Here is a 21,592-nt window from a genome sequence, read left to right as displayed (position 1 = left end):
CTTCAGTAGAAGCGGCTGCCTCGGCAACACAGGCATCACTCGGCAGCCAATGCTGCCTGCAGATCCACGTCCTTTGGTGAATTCTCGTGACTTTCGTTTTTCGTCGGCTTGATGCGGAACCAGGTTGCGTAGAGAGCGGGAAGGAAGAGCAGGATCAACACGGTCCCGACCGCCGTTCCGCCGATCAGCGTGTAGGCCATCGACCCCCAGAACACCGAGTGGGTGAGAGGAATGAAGGCAAGGACGGCCGCAAGGGCTGTCAGGATAACGGGACGCGTGCGCTGCACCGTCGCCTCGATGACGGCGTGATAATCGTCGAGACCGGCTGCCTTGTTCTCCTTGATCTGTTCCGTCAGGATCAAGGTATTGCGCATGAGGATTCCGGCCAAGCCGATCAATCCGAGAATGGCGTTGAAGCCGAAGGGCTGATTGAAGAGAAGCAGCACCGGAACCGCCCCGGCAAGACCGAGCGGCCCCGTCAGCATGACCATAGTCATCGTCGACAGGCTGCGGACCTGCAGCACGATAACGATCAGCATGGCGGCAATCATCGCCGGGAAGATTTTGACGAGGGCTGCGTTGGCCTTGAGCGACTCCTCGATGTTCCCGCCCATCTCGATGCGATAGCCCACAGGCAGCGTGGCGATCAGCGGCTGCAGCGCCTTCATGACCTGCTGGGACACCTCCGGGGGCTGCGTCGCCTCGTCGATATCGGAACGGATCGTGACAACGGGCGTTCGATCGCGACGTTTCAGGATCGGCTCTTCAAACCGGATTTCGGAATGACCGATCTGATCGAGCGGAACCTGGCGGCCATCCCGGCTCATCAGCGAGAAGTCCGCCAATCGCGACGGGTCAAGCCGGTTGTCGCCGGCACTGCGGGCGACGACAGGCACGTTGCGGATATTCTCGCGAACCTCGGTAATCGGAATCCCGCTCAGCAGCAGCTGCATCTGCTGGGCGGCCTCCGCCGGCGAAAGGCCGATCAGGCCCAGCCGTTCCTGGTCTGGAACGAAGCGCAGCACCGGTGTGCGGTTGCCCCAATCACGGTTTGCCTGACGCACATCCGGCACGCTCTTCATGATTTCCAGGGCCTTTTCGGAGAGCCGGTACAATTGGTCGGTGTCAGGACCCATGATGCGGAATTCGACCGGAAACGGCGTATAGGGACCGAATACGAGCTGGGTGACGCGGACATAGGCTTCGGGAGCGAGCCCATCCGAGATGGCCGCGCGCAGGCGAAGCTTCAAAGCCTCGCGTGTGTGGGCGTCAGGGGTCAGTACGACGATCTTGGCGAAGGACGGGTCCGGCAGCTCAGGGGCCATGGCGAAGAAGAAGCGGGGAGCGCCCTGACCGGTATAGCTCGTCACGGTCTTTGCCTCCGGCTGCTGCTGCAGCCAGTCTTCGAGCTTCCCCACCGTTGCGGCCGTGGTTTCGATACTGGTCCCTTCAGGCATGCGGACTTCAACCAGAACTTCCGGACGATCCGACGTCGGGAAGAACTGCTGTTTCACCGCTCCCATGCCCACGACAGAGACCGCCATGACGATGCCGACCACCGCACAAGTGACGAACTTGTGACGCACGGTAAATTCGATCATCCCCCGCAGACGCCGGTAATTCGGCGTGTCGTAGATGGCGTGATGGCCACCTTCGACCGGTTTGATGGCGGGCAACATCTTGACGCCGAGATATGGGGTGAAGATCACCGCTACAATCCACGATACGATCAAGGCAAAGCCCACGACCCAGAAGATATTGCCGGCATATTCGCCGGCGGTCGAGCGGGCAAAGCCGACCGGCATCAGGCCGATGATCGTCACGAGCGTGCCTGATAGCATCGGGGCCGCGGTATGGCTCCAAGCATAGGCGGCCGCCTTGATGCGGTCCATCCCCTCTTCCATCTTCACCACCATCACCTCGATGGCGATGATTGCGTCGTCGACCAGAAGGCCGAGCGCGAGGATCAGCGCCCCAAGGGTGATGCGATCGAAGAACCGGCCGGTCTCCAGCATGATGAGGAAGACGACGGCAAGGGTCAGCGGAACGGCCAGAGCCACGACGATCCCGACGCGCCAACCAAGGCTGACGAGGCTGACGAACAAGACGACGCCGAGCGCCATGGCGAATTTCAGCATGAATTCGCCGACGGCTTCCTGGATATTGACGGCCTGGTCGCTGACCTTGGCGAGCGTCATGCCGAGCGGCAAGGTCTTGGCGATCGCGGCGGATCTTTCCTCCAGCGCCTTGCCGAGTTCCAGACCGTTCCAGCCCTGCTGCATCACCGCGCCGAGCATGATGGCGGGCTCGCCGTCGTGGCGAATAAGATAGGTGGCCGGATCTTCATAGCCGCGCCGCACTTCGGCAAAATCGGAGAGTTTCAATGTGCGTCCGGCCGCGACGATCGGCGTGTCTGATATCGCCTGAATGCTGTCATAGGCGCCATCGAAGCGAATGAAGACCTGCGGGCCGCGGGTGTCGATCGACCCCGCCGGCGTCACAGTGTTGCGCCGCTGCAAAGCGGCCGCGACGTCTTGCGCAGAAATGCCGAGCGTCGCCAGCTTGGCATAGGAAAATTCGACAAAGATCTGTTCGGGCCGCTCACCGAGAATGTTGATCTTCTTGACTCCAGGCACATGCAGAAGATCCTGGCGGATGACCTCGGCCTGGCGCACCAGCTCGCGCATCGGCATGCCCTTGGCCTTCAGCGCATAAAGCCCGAAGCTGACATCCGAATATTCGTCGTTGACGAAAGGACCGAAGACGCCCTGGGGCAGATTGCGGGCCTCGTCGCCAAGCTTCTTTCGGGCCTGATAGAATTCCTCTTCGACCGCCGTGGACGGCGTACTGTCCTTCAGCGTCACAGTCAGAAAGGCGTATCCCGGCCGGGTTGTCGTCTCGACACGATCGTACCAGGTGAGTTCCTGGAGGCGCTTCTCCAGCGGCTCGGCGACCAGATCCTGCATCTCGCGCGCCGTGGCACCCGGCCACACGGTCGTCACGGTCAAGGTCTTGATGGTGAATGAGGGATCCTCCGCGCGCCCAAGCTTGACGAAGGCATAGGCGCCGGCGGCGGCCAGCAGAATGATGAAGAACAGCGTAACAGCGCGTTCGCGGACGGCGAGCGCGGATAGATTGAAGTTCATTGTTTTGCCGCCTCTGCCTGTTCTACCTTGGTGCGCACGCTGGCGCCGTCCTGCAGCAGATGGGCGCCGAGAGCGACGACCGGCTCGCCTGCTTTGACGCTGGAAACCACCGCGACCTCCTCGCCTATTTGTTCTATTTTCACCTGCCTGAAGTGGACGGTCGAAGATTTCTCATCGAAGACCCACACGCCGGTTCGGCTGCCGTCGTCCAAAACCGCGCCGACAGGCACCGCGGCCTGTGATTGGCCGCTGCTGTTGGAGATCCTGATCGTCACCGTCGCGCCCAGCGGGGCCGACGCTGCCGCGCCATCCAGAACCCAGCGGGCTTCATAGGTGCGGGTTTGAGGGTCGGCCGCGTCGGAGATCTGCCGTAGCCGCGCCTTGTCCCGCCGGCCTTCGCTTCCGTAGATGCTGGCATCGGCCGTCTGGCCGATCTCAGGCCGCAGGAATTCAGGAAGCCAGACCAATGCTTCACGCGGGCCGGCCTGTGCGAGCCGAACCACTGTTTGTCCGGCCGTCACCACCTGCCCCGGCTCTCCGAGCGTTTCGACAACCGTCCCATCGGTATCGGCAACGAGGATGGAATAGGCGGTCTCGTTCTCTGCGACCTTGGCGTCCGCTTCCGCCGCGGCAAGCTGCGCCGTCGCGGTGTCGAGGGCTGCCTTTGCCTGTTCATAGCGCTGTGGCGTCGCGGCCAATCCGTTTTTCACCAAGGCGGCATAACGCCGCTCGTCGGCTTGCGCCTGGATCAGCACTGCTTGGGCTGCCGCAACGGCGTTTCGTTTCGCCGTCAGTGCGAGACGCAGATCGGTCTCATCGATGCGCATCAGCGGCTGGCCAGCCTTGACCGGCACGCCGACGTCCACATAACGCTGCATGATCTTGCCGGGGACACGAAAACCGAGATTGCTCTGCACCCGGGCGGCAATGGTGCCCGTGAAGGTGCGTTCGGCCGCCTCCGGGTTTTTTGCCTCCACCAGCTTGACAAAGGGGGGTGCCGTGCGGGGATCGGCGGCTTTTGCACTTGCCTTGGAGGGCTCCTCGATAAGCACGAAAGCGGTGGCGCCGGCAGCAGCCAAAAGACCAAAAGCGGCGAATAATATTTTGCGATTCATCTCAGTAACCCTTGTTGACCGCGTGGCGGATCATTTAGATTGCGATCTAACTCTAAAACTGATATAGATGTCAAACGAAATCTAATTGGAGATCGCTATGAGAGTCAGCCGTGCCCAGGCCGAGGCCAACCGCGAAACGGTGATCAATGTCGCAAGCCGGCTCTTCCGGGAGCATGGTTTCGACGGCATCGGGCTGAAGGATTTGATGAAAGGTGCCGGCCTCACCCAAGGCGGATTTTACAAGCAATTCGAATCGAAGGACGATCTCGCCGCACTCGCATCCGGACGGGCAATGGAAAGCGCACTTCGCCGATGGTCGACGGCTGCCGCCGGAAGCACCGATCCCTTCGACGCGGTTGTCGACCTGTATCTCTCAGCCGGGCACCGGGAAGAGAAAGGTGACGGTTGCCCCCTGACCGCGCTTGGGTCCGACGCGGCACGTCAAAGCGAGGAGGTCCGGGCTCCATTCCAAGCCGGCATTGAAGCTCATCTTCGGATTCTCGACGAACTGATCCCGTCGTCGGAGAGCACGGACCCTTATGACAAGGCCATGGTCATCCTGTCCCTCATGGTGGGCGCCGTGACGATCTCTCGCATCATGACGGATCGGCGCATGTCGGAGCGCGTCCTCGAATCCGCGACCGCTGCGGTCAAGCGCATCGCAAACTCCACAGAAGAAGAGTGAGATTCAGTCAGCAGTGAACGAGCAGCTGGAGCGGGTGAAGGGAATCGAACCCTCGTATTCAGCTTGGGAAGCTGCTGCTCTACCATTGAGCTACACCCGCGATGCGCTGAGATTTCCAACAGATGGGGCCGGCTGTCAAGTCGCAGCCCTTCAGGCCGGCTCAGATGCGGAAATGTTTCGACAGCTTAAGGCCCTGGGCCTGGTAGTTGGAGCCGAGACCGGAGCCGTAGAGGCTGGCGGGTTTTTCCTGCATGTGCTCGTAGACGAGGCGGCCGACGATCTGGCCGTCTTCGAGGATGAAGGGCACTTCATGGCTGCGCACTTCGAGCACGGCGCGGCTGCCGCGCCCGCCGGCCGGCGCATGGCCGAAGCCCGGATCGAAAAAGCCGGCATAGTGGACGCGGAACTCGCCGACCAGCGGATCGAAGGGGGTCATTTCGGCGGCATAATCCGGCGGCACATGCACGGCCTCACGCGAAACGAGGATATAGAACTCGTCGGGATCGAGGATCAACTCGTTGCGGCCGCGGCTATAGAGCGGCTCCCAGAAATCGAAAATATCGTGCTGGTCCTTCTCGTCGACATCGACGACGGCGGTGTGGTGTTTGCCGCGATAGCCGATCAGGCCGTCCTTATCACCGGTGAGATCGATCGACAGCGCGATGCCGCCGCCCGACACGTTCGGCTGCTTGCTGGCAACCAGCGTCTCGCTTTCATGCAGCTTCAGAAGTTCCGGCTCGCCGAGCACGGATTGGCCGACGCGGAAGCGTATCTGCGACAGGCGCGAGCCGCGGCGCACGACGATCGGGAAGGTCCGCGGGCTGATTTCGAGATAGAGCGGGCCGGAATAACCTGCCGGGATCTTGTCGAATTCCTGGGCGTAGTCGGTGATGACGCGGGTGAAGATATCGAGCCTGCCGGTCGAACTCTTCGGATTGGCCGAGGCCGACATGTCGGCCGGCAGCGCGAGGCTCTCCATCAGCGGCACGATATAGACACAGCCGGTTTCGAGCACCGCGCCCTGGGACAGATCGATCACGTGCAGGCTCAGCCGATCGAGCTTGTCCGAGACCAGATGCGAAGGCCCCGGCATGAAGGAAGCGCGCACACGAAAAGCCTTGCTTCCTAAGCGCAGGTCGAGACTTGCCGGCTGGATCTGATCGCGGTCGAGCTCCCGCTCAGAGTTCAGACGCCCCGTTTCGAACAGCGCCGCAATCGCGCGGTCCGCCAGAATTCCAGTTTCGCGAGCCATCATGCCCCATCCATCATTTTGCCGCCGACAAAACCAAATACGGGGAATTGACGCAAGCAGCTAACAGCAGTATTGCAGAATTATCCCGTGGTGATTTGGCCGGTCGGCTTGCAGCCACGTTAAACAAGTGGCTAAAAAGACCGGGTTGAAACCGGTCTGCTTTTGCGGCCGGTTTTTTTGTTATGTGAAGGTGATGGCATGAGCAAGACCTGGCGCCCGGCAACCCAACTCGTCCATGGCGGCACGCTGCGTTCGCAATATGGCGAAACGTCGGAGGCAATATATCTCACCCAGGGTTTCGTCTACGACACGTCGGAAGCAGCCGAAGCCCGCTTCAAGGGCGAAACGGACGGCTTCATCTACGCCCGCTACGGCAGCCCCACCAATGACATGTTCGAAAAGCGCATGTGTGCATTGGAAGGCGCCGAAGATGCCCGTGCTACCGCCTCCGGCATGGCGGCCGTCGCCGCCGCCGTTCTCTGCCAGGTGAAGGCAGGCGACCATATCGTCGCCGCCCGCGCCCTGTTCGGCTCCTGCCGCTGGGTCGTGGAAACGCTGGCGCCGAAATACGGCGTCGAGTGCACGCTGGTCGACGGCCGGGATCTCGCCAACTGGGAAAAGGCGATCCGCCCGAATACCAAGGTGTTCTTCCTGGAAAGCCCGACCAACCCGACGCTCGAAGTGGTCGATATATCAGGCGTCGCCAAGCTCGCCAACCAGGTCGGCGCCAAGCTGATCGTCGACAATGTTTTTGCGACGCCGCTCTTCCAGAAGCCCTTGGAGCTCGGCGCTCATATCGTCGTCTATTCCGCCACCAAGCATATTGACGGCCAGGGCCGCTGCCTCGGCGGCGTGGTACTCGCCGACAAGGCATGGATCGACGAGAACCTGCACGACTATTTCCGTCATACCGGCCCGGCCATGTCGCCGTTCAATGCCTGGACGCTTCTGAAGGGCATCGAGACACTGCCGCTGCGCGTGCGCCAGCAGACCGAGAATGCGGCGAAGATCGCCGATTTCCTGGCGGAGCAAGGCAAGGTCGCCAAGGTGATCTATCCCGGCCGCAAGGATCACCCGCAGGCCGAAATCATCGCCAAGCAGATGACCGGCGGCTCGACGCTCGTCTGCTTCGAGCTGAAGGGCGGCAAGGAGGCGGCCTTCGCGCTGCAGAACGCGCTTGAGATCATCAAGATTTCCAATAACCTCGGCGACAGCAAGAGCCTGATCACCCATCCGGCAACGACCACGCACAAGAACCTGACGGAAGAGGCGCGCGCCGAACTCGGCATTTCTCCGGGCACGGTGCGGCTTTCGGCCGGCATAGAGGACACGGACGACCTGATCGAGGATTTCGCGCGGGCGCTTACCAAGATCTCGGCCTGATCGATTGGAATAGCGGCCGGACTTCGTCCGGAGCCGGCCGCCGATCCGCGGGAAAAAGTCCACCCGCGCCGCCGTTGCGAAGTAAAATTAACGCTGACAGTTAGGCTTAACGATCGAAAACCCTTCGATCATCACCATTTGACCGCTGATCAACGTTCCGTTTCTTGACGGACAGGGCCTCTTTATAAGATACGGGTAACATATCTTGACTATGGTGCAAGGCATGTATCGCGCCCTCACAAGAGATATCGAAGTCGTGGTCGAACCGTTCTATCTGGAGGAGCAATCCGATCCGGAGGACGATCGCTATGTCTGGGGTTACCGGATCGTCATCAGCAACAATTCCGGCGTCGCCGTTCGCCTCGTCAACCGCTACTGGAACATCACCGATCAGAACGGACAGGTGGACGAGGTGACCGGCCCCGGCGTCGTCGGCGAACAGCCGCGGCTCAGCCCCGGCGACACCTACGAATATTCCTCCGGCTGCCCGCTCGACACGCCCTCAGGCCTGATGTTCGGCCACTATCAGATGGAAACGGATGAAGGCGAGCTGTTCGACGTCGACATCCCCGCCTTCTCGCTGGATTCGCCGGGGCTGTTGCGCGTGCTGAATTGAGGGGCAAGTTCCCACTCAGGAGATTGCCGAGATCTGAAAAAGTCCCCTCGCCACAAGGGGGAGGGGCTAGAGCTTTTCCGGGTTAGATTGAAGCATTCTGCCGGAGCAGGTTTTCGTCAGGGCAGAGGCGATTGGCGATGGGCATACCTCCAGGTACGTCCGAGCCGATCGCCTCTGATCTTGGCGGAAACATGCCCGGCCCTTCGGGTTGGCTGAAACGGGCCGGCTGATCGACCGGCCGGCTTGGCCGTAGAGCTGGGCTACGACGCGCGCCGGCCGGTCGACCATCCGACTCCGTTTGAGCCAACAGAATGCTTCAATCTAACCCGGAAAAGCTCTAACGCAATGCGCCAACTGCAGCAGACATCTGCTTCTCTGCGGAGACGGTGAAATGGAAAACAGTGGGGGCGGCATCCAAGCCCCTCCCCCTTGTGGGGAGGGGTTTTCGGCGCCGCCGAGAATTATTCCGCCGGCTGAAGCTCGGTCGCTTCGAAGCGGTAGGTGGTCGAGCAGAATTCGCAGGTGACGGATATCTCGCCGTTTTCCTGGCTGGCCTCGATCTCCTCGGCGGTGAAACCCTTCAGCACGTTGCCGATCTTTTCCCGCGAACAGCTGCAGCGGTCGAAGACGGCGCGGGGCTCGAAGACGCGCACGCCGCGCTCGTGGAACAGGCGGAACAACAGCCGTTCGGTGCCGACCTGCGGATCGGTCAGCTCGTCGGCGTCGATGGTCTCGACCAGCGAGCGGGCTTCGGTCCAGGCATCGTCCTCACCATGCGGGCGGTCGCCGGTGTCGCCGTCGCCGCCGTGGAGATCGGGCTGGCGCATGCGCTCCGGCGCCTCCGGCAGGAACTGGGCGACGAGGCCGCCTGCCCGCCAGCGGTGGCGCGGCTTGCCGGCGTCGTCACGGTCGAAGAGTTCGGCCGCAGCCAGGCGCACACGCGTCGGAATCTGCTCCGACTGGCGGAAATAGACGCCGGCGATCTCCTCGAGCGAGGTGCCGTCGAGCGCGACAATGCCCTGATAGGGCTGAGCGAACTTGCCCTGATCGATGGTGAAGGCGAGCACGCCCTTGCCGAGCAGTTGCTCCGGCTCGGTCTCGCCCGATGCAATGGCCTGGTCGAGCAGCGCCCGATCGAAACGGGCATAGGCGCGCACGTTCTCAGGTGTCGAGAAATCGGCGACGAGCAGATCGACCGGGCCGTCGCCCTTGGTCTGCACGGTGAACTTGCCGTCGAACTTCAGCGAGGTGCCGAGCAGCACCGTCAGCACCACGACCTCGGCAAGCAGCCGGGCGACGGGCGCGGGATAATGATGGCGCTCGAGGATGGCATCGAGCATGGGGCCGAGCTGGACGGCGCGACCGCGCACATCCAGACCCTCCACCTGAAAGGGGACGACATGGTCATCGCCGGCGAAATCGAACTGGCCGAGGGCGGCTGCAGCTTCTGCCATGGCTTTACTCCTAGTTTTCAGAGCGAAGGGTCAGGGTGCCCTTCGCTCGCGCGGCCGCACGTTGTTCGCGCACGGCGTCCGATTATGGTTCAGATCGCGCCCAGGCACCAAGCTAGAATCGACTTCTGCGCGTGAAGGCGGTTTTCCGCTTCATCGAAGACCACGGATTGCGGGCCGTCGATCACCTCATCCGTCACTTCCTCACCGCGATGCGCGGGCAGGCAATGCATGAACAATGCATCGCTGCCGGCCTTGGCCATCAAGGCCGCATTGACCTGATAAGGCTGGAAGACGTTATGACCCCGGGCCCGATGTTCCTGATTCATGGAGACCCAGGTATCGGTCACCACGCAATCGACGCCTTCGACCGCACGGTCGGCATCATGGCAGAGCATGATTTCGGCGCCCTCATTGCGGGCCCAGTTCAGATAGTGATCCTTGGGCTCCGAACCAAGGGGTACGGCCATGTTCATGCGATAGCCGAACCGCGCGGCACCCTCGACCAGCGAATGCAGCACATTGTTGCCGTCGCCGGTCCAGGCGATGGTCTTGCCTTTGATCGGGCCGCGATGCTCCTCGAAGGTCATGATATCGGCCATGATCTGGCAGGGATGGGTATCGTCCGTCAGGGCGTTGATCACAGGCACGGTCGCATGTTCGGCAAGCTCCAGCAGGCGCGAATGCTCGGTGGTGCGGATCATGATCGCGTCGACGTAACGCGACAGCACCTTGGCGGTGTCGCCGATCGTCTCGGCGCGGCCGAGCTGCATTTCCGTGCCGGACAAAAACAGGGTTTCGCCGCCGAGTTGGCGCATGCCGACGTCGAAGGAGACGCGGGTGCGCGTCGACGGCTTCTCGAAGATCATCGCCAGCATCTTGCCGGCGAGCGGCTTGTCGCCGGCGCCGGCCTTGAAGGCCTGCTTGCGGGAAAGCGCGTCGTTCATGATGGTTCTGAGGTCGGCCGATGTGACGGCCGAAAGATCGAGGAAATGTTTAGGAGCCATGTTCTTACCTGTCGTGCGCCCGAAGGCGGCGATCCCTTCAAGCCGTCTTCTTGATCTTGGCGGCGCGGATGCTCTCGGCGGCGCGTTCGAGGCGGGCGAGACCCTCGCGGGCTTCCTCGGCGGTGACGACGAGCGGCGGGAGAAGGCGGATGACATTGTCGCCGGCCGGCACGCCGAGCAGATGCGCGGCGCGGATCGCCTGCAGCAACTCGGCCGAGGGGACGGCCGCCTTGACGCCGAGCAGCAGGCCCTCGCCCCTGATATCCTCAATCACATCGGGATAACGGTCCTTCAGCGAGGCCAGCCCTTGGCGGAAGACGAGCGCGACGTCGCGCACATGCTCAAGGAAGCCGTCGGCGAGAATGACATCGAGCACGGCGCCGCCGACGGCCATGGCCAGCGGATTGCCGCCATAGGTCGAACCATGGGTGCCGGCCTTCATGCCGGAGGCGGCCTCAGCGGTCGCAAGGCAGGCGCCGAGCGGGAAACCGCCGCCGATGCCCTTGGCGACGGCCATGATGTCGGGTGTGATGCCGGACCATTCATGGGCGAAGAGCTTGCCGGTGCGGCCGACGCCGGTCTGCACCTCGTCGAGGATCAGCAGCAGGCCGTGTTCGTCGCAGATCCGGCGCAGCGCCTTCATGAATTCGCTGGTGGCGGGACGCACGCCGCCCTCGCCCTGCACCGGCTCGATGAGGATTGCCGCCGTCGCATCGGTGATCGCGGCGCGTACCGCTTCGATGTCGCCGAACGGCACCTGATCGAAGCCCGGCGTCTTGGGGCCGAAGCCTTCGAGATATTTTTCCTGGCCGCCGGCGGCGATCGTCGCAAGCGTGCGCCCATGGAAGGCGCCTTCGAAGGTGACGATGTGGAAGCGCTCGGGATGGCCCTTGGAAAACTGATAGCGGCGCGCCGTCTTGATGGCGCATTCGAGCGCCTCGGCGCCCGAATTGGTGAAGAACACCTTATCGGCGAAGGTGGCGTCCGTCAGGCGCTTGGCCAGACGCTCCTGGCCGGGGATCTCATAGATGTTGGAGAGGTGCCAGACCTTATCGGCCTGCTCCTTCAGCGCCGCGACCACATGCGGGTTGCCGTGGCCGACGGAGGTGACGGCGACACCGGCGCCGAAATCGAGATAACGCTCGCCGCTCTCGGTGATCAGCCATACGCCCTCGCCTCGCTCGAACCGCAGCGGGGCGCGAGAATAGGTGTCATAAAGCGGCGCGGCTTCAGCCATGGCGCGGGTCTCCCGTTCAGTGTTGTCTTGCACGGACTCCGGCTAACGAAACCAGGTCCGAAAAATCAAAAATGCCGCCTTTCGGCGGCGAGCGGTACTATTTCCTTTTCGCGCTGCAATGTCAACAAAACTGCGGCCTTAGCGTATGCAGCAAGCTTGTACAGGGGCACTTTCGGCCTTCAACAGGCATTATTGCAGAAATGACACGCAGAGGAAGCAAGTTGGGGAAAACTTGAAATTCGATTCATCCGGATTCCCGCGACTCTTGTCACGGAGTCAGCCTCACACTAGGTTAAAGTTCAATTACTAGACTGCATGCGGCGGAACTAGTCACCAAAATTGATCAAGCGTTTCTTGTTTCGGAGGCTTCCGGGACAACGGTGAGGGATTCTGCCATCACCAACGCAAAAGGTGGAGACAGGGCATGAACTGGACAGACGAGCGGGTCGAGAAACTGAAGAAGCTTTGGGCCGAAGGACTGAGCGCCAGCCAGATTGCTGCGCAGCTTGGCGGGGTCAGCCGAAACGCCGTTATCGGCAAGGTGCACCGGCTGAACCTGCCGGGTCGTGCCAAGGCCGGCGGCACGGCGACGGCGGCGCGCACGCCGAAGCGCAATACATCGGCACCGCGCGCGCCGAACTACGCCTCCCGGATCACCACCCGCACCGTGACCCGCCAGCAGGGCGCAACGATGCTGAAGGAAGAGATCGAGATCGAAACGGTCGAGGAAATGGAATACGTGCCGAAGGGCAACGTGGTCGTGCCGATTTCCCGCCGCCTCGGCCTGACGGAACTGACCGAACGCACCTGCAAATGGCCGGTCGGCGATCCGCTGAAGGACGATTTCCACTTCTGCGGCTGCGAATCCCCTGACAATTCGCCCTATTGCAGCTACCATCAGAAGCTTGCCTACCAGCCGATCAACGAACGCCGCCGGGCGGCAGCGCGCGTCAGCTGAGCGGGCGACATCGTCGAGAGTGAGAAACGGGCCGAGCAGCCCGTTTTTTGTGATTAGAGTGGGGAAGCGACCTTTGTGTTTGGCAGCAAAGCCGACCACGCATTCCGTCATCCCAGGGCTTGACCCTGGGATCCACGACCAGGCACTCGGCTTCGATAATTTCCCTGCATTTGAATGCCATCGCTCCTCCCGCAGCGCCAGCCGCATGGATCCCAGGGTCAAGCCCTGGGATGACGGAGGAGAGGTGGTGCCTGGATGACAGAGGTGAGGTGGTGCCCGCTCATACGCCGCGCCGGTGCAATGAAGGGCCTGGGAAAGGCTGCACCGGCGGGAACGCCGACCACACACTCCCTCAGCCTCAGGCTTCCATCGAATAGCCGGCGCCGCGGACGGTGCGGATGACGTCCTGCATGTTGGAGAAATTCAGCGCCTTGCGCAGGCGGCCGACATGGACGTCGACGGTGCGTTCATCGACATAGATGTCGTGGCCCCAGACGCCGTCGAGCAGCTGCGAGCGCGAGAAGACGCGGCCCGGCGACGACATCAGGAATTCCAGCAGGCGGAATTCGGTCGGGCCGAGGCGGACTTCGCGGCTCTTGCGATGAACGCGATGGGTTTCGCGGTCGAGTTCGATATCGCCGCATTTCAACACCGAGGACAGCACCTCGGGACGGGCGCGACGCAGCATCGCCTTGACGCGGGCGACGAGTTCGGGGGTCGAGAAAGGCTTGACGACGTAATCGTCGGCGCCGGTGGACAGTCCGCGCACCCGCTCGCTCTCCTCGCCGCGCGCCGTCAGCATGATGATCGGCAGCCGCTCGGTTTCCGGCCGCATGCGCAGGCGCCGGCAGAGTTCGATGCCGGAGACGCCAGGCAGCATCCAGTCGAGGATGAGGAGATCGGGCGTGCGCTCCTGAAGCCTGATTTCGGCCTCGTCGCCGCGCAGGATGGTATCGACCTCGAAACCTTCCGCTTCGAGATTATAGCGGAGAAGCACGCTGAGGGCCTCTTCGTCTTCAACAACTGCAACTCTCGGGATCATGCGTGTCCGTCTCCTCGCGCACGATCCTTAAACCGGGAGTGATTTAAGCAAGGGATCCCGCGCAAAATCAGAAATTGGCTGCGACCTCTTTGCGCGCCCGGACGGGCGCGCACGCAATGGCTGGTTCGGCACGGTTATTCCGTGGCGGCACCGACGGTATTGGCGCTGTCGTCCTTCGGACGGTCGCCTTCCGGCTGGGCGCCGGTCGCCATGTAGTAGATCGTTTCGGCAATATTGGTGGCGTGGTCGCCGATGCGCTCGATGTTCTTGGCGCAGAAGAGCAGATGCGTGCAGCTCGTGATGTTGCGCGGATCTTCCATCATGTAGGTCAGGAGTTCGCGGAACAGCGAGGTGTACATCGCGTCGATCTCGTTGTCGCGTTCGCGAATGGCGGTCGCCTTGTCGGCGGCGCGCGTCGTATAGACGTCGAGCACTTCCTTGAGCTGGACGAGCGCCAGCTCGGACAGGTGCTCGAGACCACGAGCGAGCTTGCGCGGAACGCCGGTGCTCTGCACGGCGATGACGCGCTTGGCGGTATTCTTGCCGAGGTCGCCGACGCGTTCGAGATCGGCGGCGATGCGGATCGAACCCATGATTTCGCGCAGGTCGGCGGCCATCGGCTGGCGGCGGGCGATGGTGACGATCGCCTTGTCGCCGATTTCGCGCTCGGTGTGATCGAGGATCACGTCGTCGGAAATCACCTTCTGCGCCAGCGCGGTATCACCGTTGACCAGCGCCCGGACGGATTCGGCGACCATCTGCTCGGCCAGGCCGCCCATTTCGGAAATCCGCCTGGAGAGGAACTTCAGATCATCATCATAGGCAGAATAAATATGTGTCGATGCCATGGGGCTTTGTCCTCGAATAACGGGAAGGCTTCGGATGACCGCAATCAGCCGAAGCGACCCATGATGTAGTCCTGGGTGCGCGGATCGTCGGGGTTGGTGAACATCTTGTCGGTGTCGTTCTCCTCGACGAGGTTGCCGAGGTGGAACATGGCGGTGCGCTGCGACACGCGCGCGGCCTGCTGCATGGAGTGGGTGACGATGACGATCGTGTAGTTCTCGCGCAGTTCGTGGATCAGCTCCTCGACCTTGGCGGTGGCGATCGGGTCGAGCGCCGAGCAGGGCTCGTCCATCAGGATGACTTCCGGGCTGACGGCGACGGCGCGGGCAATGCACAGGCGCTGCTGCTGGCCGCCGGAAAGGCCGGTGCCGGATTCGTGCACGCGGTCCTTGACCTCGTTCCAGAGGCCGGCGCGCTGCAGGCTGGTCTCGACGATCTGGTCGAGATCGGCCTTCGACTTGGCGAGGCCATGGATGCGCGGGCCGTAGGAGACGTTTTCGTAGATCGACTTCGGGAACGGGTTCGGCTTCTGGAAAACCATGCCGACGCGAGCGCGAAGTTCGACGACATCGATATCCGGATCATAGATGTCGTCGCTGTCGAGGGTGATCTTGCCGGTGACGCGGCACCCCTCGATCGTGTCGTTCATGCGGTTGAGGCTTCGCAGGAAAGTCGACTTGCCGCAGCCGGAAGGACCGATCAGGGCGGTTACGGTGTTTTCGCGGATGTTCAGGTTCACATCGAAAAGCGCACGCTTCTCGCCGTAGTATACGGAGACATCCTGTCCGATCATTTTATACGGGACGTTGCTCATCTTCTGACCCAGCGCCTTTTCAACTGCAGCTTCCGTCAACATGTTCATGATATCTACTCCGTTTACCAGCGGCGCTCGAAGCGACGACGCAAGAGGATGGCACCCATGTTCATGGCGACCAGGAACAGGAGCAGGACGATGATGGCACCCGAAGTACGCTCCACGAAGGCACGTTCGGCCTCGTTCGCCCACATATAGACCTGCACCGGCAGGGCCGTCGAGGGATCGAGCGGCGTCGTCGGCGCATTGGCGACGAAGGCGACCATGCCGATCAGGAGCAGCGGCGCGGTTTCGCCGAGCGCATGCGCCAGGCCGATGATCGTGCCGGTGAGGATGCCGGGCATGGCGAGCGGCAGGACATGGTGGAACACCATCTGCATCTTCGAGGCGCCAAGGCCGAGCGCTGCGGCGCGGATCGAGGGCGGCACGGCGCGCAGGGCCGCACGCGTGGCGATGATGATCGTCGGCAGGGTCATCAGCGTCAGCACCAGGCCGCCGACCAGCGAGGCCGAGCGCGGCAGGCCGATGAAGTTGATGAAGACGGAAAGGCCGAGCAGACCGTAGACGATCGACGGGACGGCGGCGAGGTTGTTGATGTTGACCTCGATCAGGTCCGTCAGCTTATTCTTCGGCGCGAACTCCTCGAGATAGATCGAGGCGGCAACCCCGATCGGCAGCGACAGCGCCAGCACGATCAGCATCAGGTAGAGCGAGCCGATCAGGGCGACGCCGAGGCCGGCAGCCTCCGGACGGCTGGAGTTGCCGTTGACGAACAAGCCAGTATTGAACTGCTTCTGGAGAGCGCCGCTCGCCTTCAGCTGGTTCATCCAGGTCACCTGCTTATCGTTGACCTTGCGGTTCTTCTCATCGACGGTGAGATCGATCTGGCCCTTGTTGGCGCTGTCGATATTGGCGTCGGCGAGAACGGAGACATTAACCGTCTTGCCGATCAGCGAGGGATCGGCGACGACCATGTCGCGCAGCTGGATCGGCGCGCTCTTGGAGAGCATAGCGGATGCATCGCGCACGTCAGGCTTGCTCGAGGCATTGATATTCAGCTGTTTGACGATCGCGTCGCGTAGCAGAACCGGGTAATTGGCGGCGATCAGCACCGAAGGGTCGGTCGCACGCTTATTGCTGGGGTCGATCGTCTTCTCGGAGAATTCGATCGGCAGGGTGATCGCCGTCTGCTGGAAGGCGGTGTAGCCCTTGCCGATCACCGTCCATAGCAGGATGAACAGGAAGACGAGACCGAAGGTGATGGCGGCGATACCATAGGCCTGGAACCGGCGCTCGGCGGCGTAGCGGCGCTTGATGCCGATATCGCGGCGGGCTGGCGCCTTGGAAACTGTGACGCCTGATGTGGGAGAAACAATATCCGTCATTCGTACTGCTCCCGGTATTTGCGCACGATGTAGAGCGCATAGATATTGAGGCAAAGCGTGATGCAGAAGAGCGTGATGCCGAGGGCGAAGGCGACCAGCGTCTGCGGCGAGGTGAACTCAAGGTCACCCGTCAGCTGATTGACGATCTTGACGGTCACCGTCGTCATTGGCTCGAAGGGGTTGATCTGGATGCGGGCGGCGACACCGGCGGCCAGCACGACGATCATGGTTTCGCCGATGGCGCGCGAGGCGGTCATCAGCAGCGCGCCGACGATGCCAGGAAGGGCTGCCGGCAGCACCACCTTCTTGATGGTTTCGGAGCGTGTGGCGCCGAGACCGAGCGAACCGTCACGCAGGGCCCGCGGCACGGCGGTGATGATGTCGTCCGACAGCGAGGAGACGTAGGGGATCAGCATGATGCCCATGACGATGCCGGCCGTCAGAACACTCTGCGCCTGGATGAAGTTTGTGTAGCTGCCGGAGAGCAGGCCGCTGATCTGCGCGGAGAAATCGCGCAGGAACGGACCGACAGTGACGAGGGCGAAGAAGCCGTAGACGATCGTCGGAATGCCGGCCAGCACTTCGAGAAGCGGCTTGGCGACCCCGCGCAGCTTCGGCGAGGCGTACTCGGCCATGTAGATGGCGGCAAAGAGCCCAACCGGCACTGCGACCAGCATGGCGACCAAGCCGATGTAGAGCGTGCCAAGCAACAGCGGGATCAGGCCGAACTGGCCGAAGGAGGAGCTGCCGGCGCCGGCAAAGCGTGGATCCCAGACCGTGCCGAAGAAGAACTCGCCGGCGGGAACGACGGCAAAGAAGCGCGTGGCTTCCGACAGCATCGACAGCACGATGCCGACGGTCGTCAGGATGGCGATCGAGGAGGCGAGCAGCAAGCCCCAGAGCATGACGCGCTCGACGCGATTGCGGGCGCGGAAGCGGGGCGCAATGGCACGCAGCGCGTAGAAGGCGCCGGCAACGGCCAGAATGAAGACGACCGCGGTCATGGCCATGCGGCTCGTCAGGCTCATGGCGTTGAGTTTCTTGGCGGCCTCGACCATGTAAGGCTGCGGCTGGCCGGCGAGCGGCACACCCTTCTCACTGAGTTTGGCCTGCAGGGCGGCCGGATCGTTTGCGACCGCGGCGGCTTCGTCGGAAGTCAGCATCGTCAGGCCGCGCGCGATCGTCGCCACCATCGAATAGCTCAGATCCTGCTCGACTGCGGCCTGGGCCTTGACGTCGGCGGGGAAAGTGCCGCGCACGGAGGACTGAATGATACCGGGGCTGACCGAGAGCCAGACGCAGAGAACGATGAGGGCGGGAAGAACGGCCCAGATCGCGGCATAGGCGCCGTAATAGGCCGGCCGGGAATGCAGTGCGGAGGACCTGCCTCCGGCAAGGGCCGTGGCACGGCTGCGCGCGACCAGATAGGCGGCGGCGCCGATCACCACAAGGCACAGAAGTATGACGGATGTGCTCATTCGTTACGTCCCCAGGCCCGTGGCCCCCAAAAAAGCGCGGCGGCTTCAACAGCCTGCCTTCGGCTTCCAATCATGGAGAAGGAATTCAACCCTGCAGCGGAAAGACCGGCACGCAGGGACATAGACGATGCCGGCGCGGTGTTTGAAGCACCGCGCCGGCAAAGTCATTACATAGCCTTACCGGCTTCGACGTCCTTGCGGATCGCATCGCGCTCGGCATCCGGAGCGGCAACGAGGCCGTATTCAGCCAGCGGGCCGTCGGGGCCGATCATCTGGTCGGATACGAAGAAGTTGACATATTCCTTCAGGCCCGGAACGGCGCCGAGATGTGCCTTCTTGACGTAGAAGAACAGCGGGCGGGAAACCGGATAGGTGCCGTTGGCGATCGTTTCGGTGGACGGAACGATACCGTTCACGCTGGCGACCTTCAGCTTGTCGGCGTTGTTTTCATAGAAGGAAAGGCCGAATACGCCGACGCCGGTCTTGTTGGCGGCAATGCGTGCGAGGGTTTCCGGATAGTCGCCGTCGATGTCGACTGCAGCGCCGTCCTTGCGAACTGCGACGCAAGCCTTGGTCTGGGCGGCCTTGTCGGAGATTTCCTTGGCGATGACGTCGAGAGCGCCCGAAGCCTTGCAGCCGGCGGCAAGAACGTTCTGTTCGAAGACTTCGCGCGTGCCGTGCTTTTCGCCCGGGATATAGGCGGCGATATCAACAGCCGGGAGCTTCGGGTTGACTTCCGACCACTTCTTGTAGGGGTTGGCGACGAGCTTGCCGTCGACGACGACCTGGGCGGCGAGGGCCTTGTAGATGTCGGCCGGAACGTAAGCGACATCGGGGTTGGACGAGTCGGTTGCGAAGACGATGCCGTCATAACCGATCTTGACTTCCTGGATGTCGGTCACGCCGGCAGCCTTGCAGGCTTCGGCTTCGTTCTTGTTGATCGGACGCGAAGCGTTGGCGATGTCGATGGTGTCTTCACCAACGCCCTTGCAGAATTCCTTCAGACCAGCGCCCGTGCCGCCGGATTCGACGACCGGCGTCTTGAAGTTGGTGAAGGTCTCGCCGAAGGACTCGGCAACGATCTTGGCGTAAGGCAGGACGGTGGACGAACCAGCGATCTGGATCTGGTCGCGAGCGACGGCTGCGCCAGCGAAAGCAGCAGTTGCAGCGAGCGCGGCAACGGTGAGCTTGAAGGTGTTCATTAAAATCTCCCGCATTGGGCTTGTGTGAGTGCGGCCTAAAGAGGCCCCCGCAGTGCCATTTTTCATCGGCGGGACTCTCTTAGCGCTGTAAGCACCGTCCTTTTATGTCAAATCGGTGAAACATTTGTGACAGGTTAAGTTATTGTTTTAAATGATAAATTACGCAACACTCAGCCAATCACGTCGGCGGGCGGCAAAGTTTGGACCGCACACTCGACCTGGCATTGCAAAATTTTTCATAAGCGGCCCATCGGTTGCCGGAGGCCCGCAAACGGGCGAAAGGGCACGTGCCGCTACCTCTCGACCCCCTCTTCTCCCCTCGGGGAGAAGGTGCCCGTAGGGCGGATGAGGGGGCCAGCAACTCAGGTCTTTCCAACGTCCTCATGCGGGTTTAGACCATCCGCTTGCTGAAAGGGGAATTACTTAAGGATGTCCGTGTGGCCCCCTCATCCGACCCTTCGGGCCACCTTCTCCCCGCTGGGGAGAAGGGACATGCCGCAACCTCTCCGCTCCTCGCAGACCTCGCACAGGACACGTCAGAACCGCACCGTAAAATCGGTGCCCTTGCCGACTTCGGACTTGACGATCAGCCGGGCGCGGTGGCGGGTCAGGATATGTTTGACGATGGCAAGGCCGAGGCCGGTGCCTTTCTTCGAGCGGCTGTCCTCGATGCTGACGCGATAGAAGCGTTCCGTCAGACGCGGCACGTGCTCGGCCGGAATGCCCGGCCCCTTGTCAACGATGCTGACCTCCACCGGCCCGCCGGCGCCGTTCTTCAGCCAGACGTCGACGATCTTGCCTTCCTGGCCGTATTTGCAGGCATTCTCCATCAGGTTCTCGAAAACCTGGACAAGCTCGTCGCGGTCTCCCAGCACCTCGACCTTGCCATCGGGCAGATGCAGGTTGATGTCGACGCCGACATCTCTGGCCAGCGGCACCAGCGAGTCGCGGACATGGCCGAGCAGCGGCACCAGATCGACCTTTTCATCCGGCGCGATGTGCGATTTCAGCTCCAGGCGGGAGAGCGACAAGAGGTCGTCGACCAGCCGGCTCATGCGGGTGGCCTGATCAAGCATGATGCCGAGGAACTGCGCCTGCGCCTTCTGATCGTTCTTCGCTGGCCCCTGGATGGTCTCGATGAAGCCGCGCAGCGAGGCAAGCGGCGTGCGCAGCTCATGGCTGGCATTGGCGACGAAATCCGAGCGCATGCGGTCGATGCGGCGGACCTCCGATATATCGCGGAAGGACAGGATGAAAAACCGCTCCGGCTCTCCGTCGGCCCGGAATTCGACAGGCGCGCTGCGGACGATATAGACGCGCTCGGACGGCAGCCGCTCGGCATGCTCGATCTGGTTCGGCGCATTGGTGGCGATGGTTTCGCGCACCATGTCGAGCACGCCGGGCGAGCGCAGCCGGGCCGATATATGTGCCCCGATCGCCACCTCGCCGAAGGCCTTTTCGGCGGCGCGGTTCTGGAACAGCACCGAAGCGTCGTCCGACAGCACCATGACGGGAATATCGAGGCCGGCGAGCGTGGCGGAAATCTCAGGCAGGCGGCTCGGCGGCGTTTCCGGCCCCGCCTCCACCGGTTCGACGGGTTCCGCCTTGAGGACCGGCGCCTCATTGAACAGCGCGGTCAAGATCATGACGAGCAGGAGAACGAGCACGACCCACTTGTTCATCCCGGCGGCAAGGGCGGCTAGCGCGCTGAGGATGGCCGCAAGCAGTACCGGCCGTTCACGCCGGATGCGCGCCAGCAGGCTTTTTCTCCAGGGGGTTTCGTCTTGCAACTGGGCCTCGCGGCGTCGATTCGTTTTTCTTTATATTGAACTCTGCCTGATAGCGGCAATTCATGACAGAAGTTTTCGGCTGGCGCCGCTCAAGCGAAAGACTGCAGCACAAGCTTCAAGAAAAATTACCGACCAAAAGCGAAAGATTTGATTTTCAACGGCAAATATGTTCGCCTGCGGCCAGA

Annotated in this window: 17 protein-coding genes, 1 tRNA gene and 1 riboswitch; of the genes, 4 read left to right on the top strand and 14 right to left on the bottom strand. The window is 62.2% G+C overall.

The window, feature by feature from the left end:
* Window positions 1-35: 35 nt before the first annotated feature.
* Both Tal182_RS02840 and Tal182_RS02835 read right to left on the bottom strand, forming a co-directional pair.
* Window positions 36-3,146, bottom strand: a complete 3,111-nt coding sequence (locus Tal182_RS02840; RefSeq protein WP_085858002.1) for an efflux RND transporter permease subunit — start codon at window positions 3,144-3,146, stop codon at window positions 36-38.
* Window positions 3,143-4,261, bottom strand: coding sequence for an efflux RND transporter periplasmic adaptor subunit (locus Tal182_RS02835; RefSeq protein ID WP_085858001.1), 1,119 nt, complete (start codon window positions 4,259-4,261; stop codon window positions 3,143-3,145). The genes Tal182_RS02840 and Tal182_RS02835 overlap by 4 nt, the downstream gene beginning before the upstream one ends.
* 97 nt (window positions 4,262-4,358) lie before the next feature.
* Here Tal182_RS02835 and Tal182_RS02830 point away from each other — a divergent pair, with 97 nt between their 5' ends.
* Window positions 4,359-4,946 carry a TetR/AcrR family transcriptional regulator gene (locus Tal182_RS02830; protein WP_085858000.1) on the top strand — a complete coding sequence of 196 codons (588 nt, stop codon included), beginning with the start codon at window positions 4,359-4,361 and terminating at the stop codon, window positions 4,944-4,946.
* Between the two features lie 26 nt (window positions 4,947-4,972).
* Here the strand turns inward: Tal182_RS02830 and Tal182_RS02825 are convergent.
* Window positions 4,973-5,046, bottom strand: a tRNA-Gly gene (locus Tal182_RS02825).
* A gap of 60 nt (window positions 5,047-5,106) precedes the next feature.
* A complete protein-coding gene (locus Tal182_RS02820; protein WP_041678538.1) occupies window positions 5,107-6,201 on the bottom strand; it encodes a 2'-deoxycytidine 5'-triphosphate deaminase in 1,095 nt (364 codons plus the stop codon).
* A gap of 74 nt (window positions 6,202-6,275) precedes the next feature.
* Window positions 6,276-6,354: riboswitch (SAM riboswitch) on the top strand.
* Window positions 6,355-6,396: 42 nt separating this feature from the next.
* Here Tal182_RS02820 and Tal182_RS02815 point away from each other — a divergent pair.
* Both Tal182_RS02815 and apaG read left to right on the top strand, forming a co-directional pair.
* Window positions 6,397-7,581, top strand: a complete 1,185-nt coding sequence (locus tag Tal182_RS02815; protein ID WP_064800560.1) for an O-succinylhomoserine sulfhydrylase — start codon at window positions 6,397-6,399, stop codon at window positions 7,579-7,581.
* Window positions 7,582-7,804: 223 nt separating this feature from the next.
* A complete protein-coding gene (apaG, locus tag Tal182_RS02810) occupies window positions 7,805-8,197 on the top strand; it encodes a Co2+/Mg2+ efflux protein ApaG (protein ID WP_011423893.1) in 393 nt (130 codons plus the stop codon).
* A gap of 461 nt (window positions 8,198-8,658) precedes the next feature.
* Here the strand turns inward: apaG and Tal182_RS02800 are convergent, their stop codons facing one another.
* The 3 genes from Tal182_RS02800 to Tal182_RS02790 form a co-directional block, all read right to left on the bottom strand.
* Window positions 8,659-9,651, bottom strand: a complete 993-nt coding sequence (locus Tal182_RS02800; RefSeq protein ID WP_064800559.1) for an Hsp33 family molecular chaperone — start codon at window positions 9,649-9,651, stop codon at window positions 8,659-8,661.
* 89 nt (window positions 9,652-9,740) lie between these two features.
* Complete coding sequence (gene argF, locus Tal182_RS02795; protein WP_085857999.1) at window positions 9,741-10,655, bottom strand: ornithine carbamoyltransferase; 915 nt, start codon at window positions 10,653-10,655, stop codon at window positions 9,741-9,743.
* 37 nt (window positions 10,656-10,692) lie between these two features.
* A complete protein-coding gene (locus Tal182_RS02790; RefSeq protein ID WP_085857998.1) occupies window positions 10,693-11,892 on the bottom strand; it encodes an aspartate aminotransferase family protein in 1,200 nt (399 codons plus the stop codon).
* A 424-nt stretch (window positions 11,893-12,316) separates the two neighbouring features.
* Here Tal182_RS02790 and Tal182_RS02785 point away from each other — a divergent pair, with 424 nt between their 5' ends.
* Entirely contained in the window at window positions 12,317-12,850 is a 534-nt protein-coding gene (locus Tal182_RS02785) for a GcrA family cell cycle regulator (protein ID WP_085857997.1), read from the top strand.
* A gap of 358 nt (window positions 12,851-13,208) precedes the next feature.
* Here the strand turns inward: Tal182_RS02785 and phoB are convergent, their stop codons facing one another.
* The 7 genes from phoB to phoR form a co-directional block, all read right to left on the bottom strand.
* Window positions 13,209-13,892, bottom strand: a complete 684-nt coding sequence (gene phoB / locus Tal182_RS02780) for a phosphate regulon transcriptional regulator PhoB (RefSeq protein WP_004672768.1) — start codon at window positions 13,890-13,892, stop codon at window positions 13,209-13,211.
* A 134-nt stretch (window positions 13,893-14,026) separates the two neighbouring features.
* Window positions 14,027-14,740, bottom strand: a complete 714-nt coding sequence (phoU, locus tag Tal182_RS02775; RefSeq protein WP_004672769.1) for a phosphate signaling complex protein PhoU — start codon at window positions 14,738-14,740, stop codon at window positions 14,027-14,029.
* 44 nt (window positions 14,741-14,784) lie between these two features.
* Window positions 14,785-15,600 carry a phosphate ABC transporter ATP-binding protein PstB gene (gene pstB, locus Tal182_RS02770; protein WP_085857996.1) on the bottom strand — a complete coding sequence of 272 codons (816 nt, stop codon included), beginning with the start codon at window positions 15,598-15,600 and terminating at the stop codon, window positions 14,785-14,787.
* A gap of 14 nt (window positions 15,601-15,614) precedes the next feature.
* On the bottom strand, window positions 15,615-16,937 hold the full coding sequence (pstA, locus tag Tal182_RS02765; protein WP_085857995.1) for a phosphate ABC transporter permease PstA: 1,323 nt from the start codon (window positions 16,935-16,937) through the stop codon (window positions 15,615-15,617).
* Window positions 16,934-18,415, bottom strand: a complete 1,482-nt coding sequence (pstC, locus tag Tal182_RS02760; protein WP_085857994.1) for a phosphate ABC transporter permease subunit PstC — start codon at window positions 18,413-18,415, stop codon at window positions 16,934-16,936. The genes pstA and pstC overlap by 4 nt, the downstream gene beginning before the upstream one ends.
* A gap of 167 nt (window positions 18,416-18,582) precedes the next feature.
* Window positions 18,583-19,617: a substrate-binding domain-containing protein gene (locus Tal182_RS02755; protein ID WP_085857993.1), complete on the bottom strand. Its 1,035-nt coding sequence runs from the start codon at window positions 19,615-19,617 to the stop codon at window positions 18,583-18,585.
* Between the two features lie 536 nt (window positions 19,618-20,153).
* Window positions 20,154-21,374: a phosphate regulon sensor histidine kinase PhoR gene (gene phoR, locus Tal182_RS02750; protein ID WP_085860785.1), complete on the bottom strand. Its 1,221-nt coding sequence runs from the start codon at window positions 21,372-21,374 to the stop codon at window positions 20,154-20,156.
* Window positions 21,375-21,592: the final 218 nt, after the last annotated feature.

This window comes from Rhizobium sp. TAL182, from assembly GCF_002117725.1.
Lineage (GTDB): Bacteria > Pseudomonadota > Alphaproteobacteria > Rhizobiales > Rhizobiaceae > Rhizobium > Rhizobium esperanzae.
The sequence above is the reverse complement of the archived record's forward strand: the minus strand, read 5'-3'. Positions and strand labels throughout refer to the sequence as shown.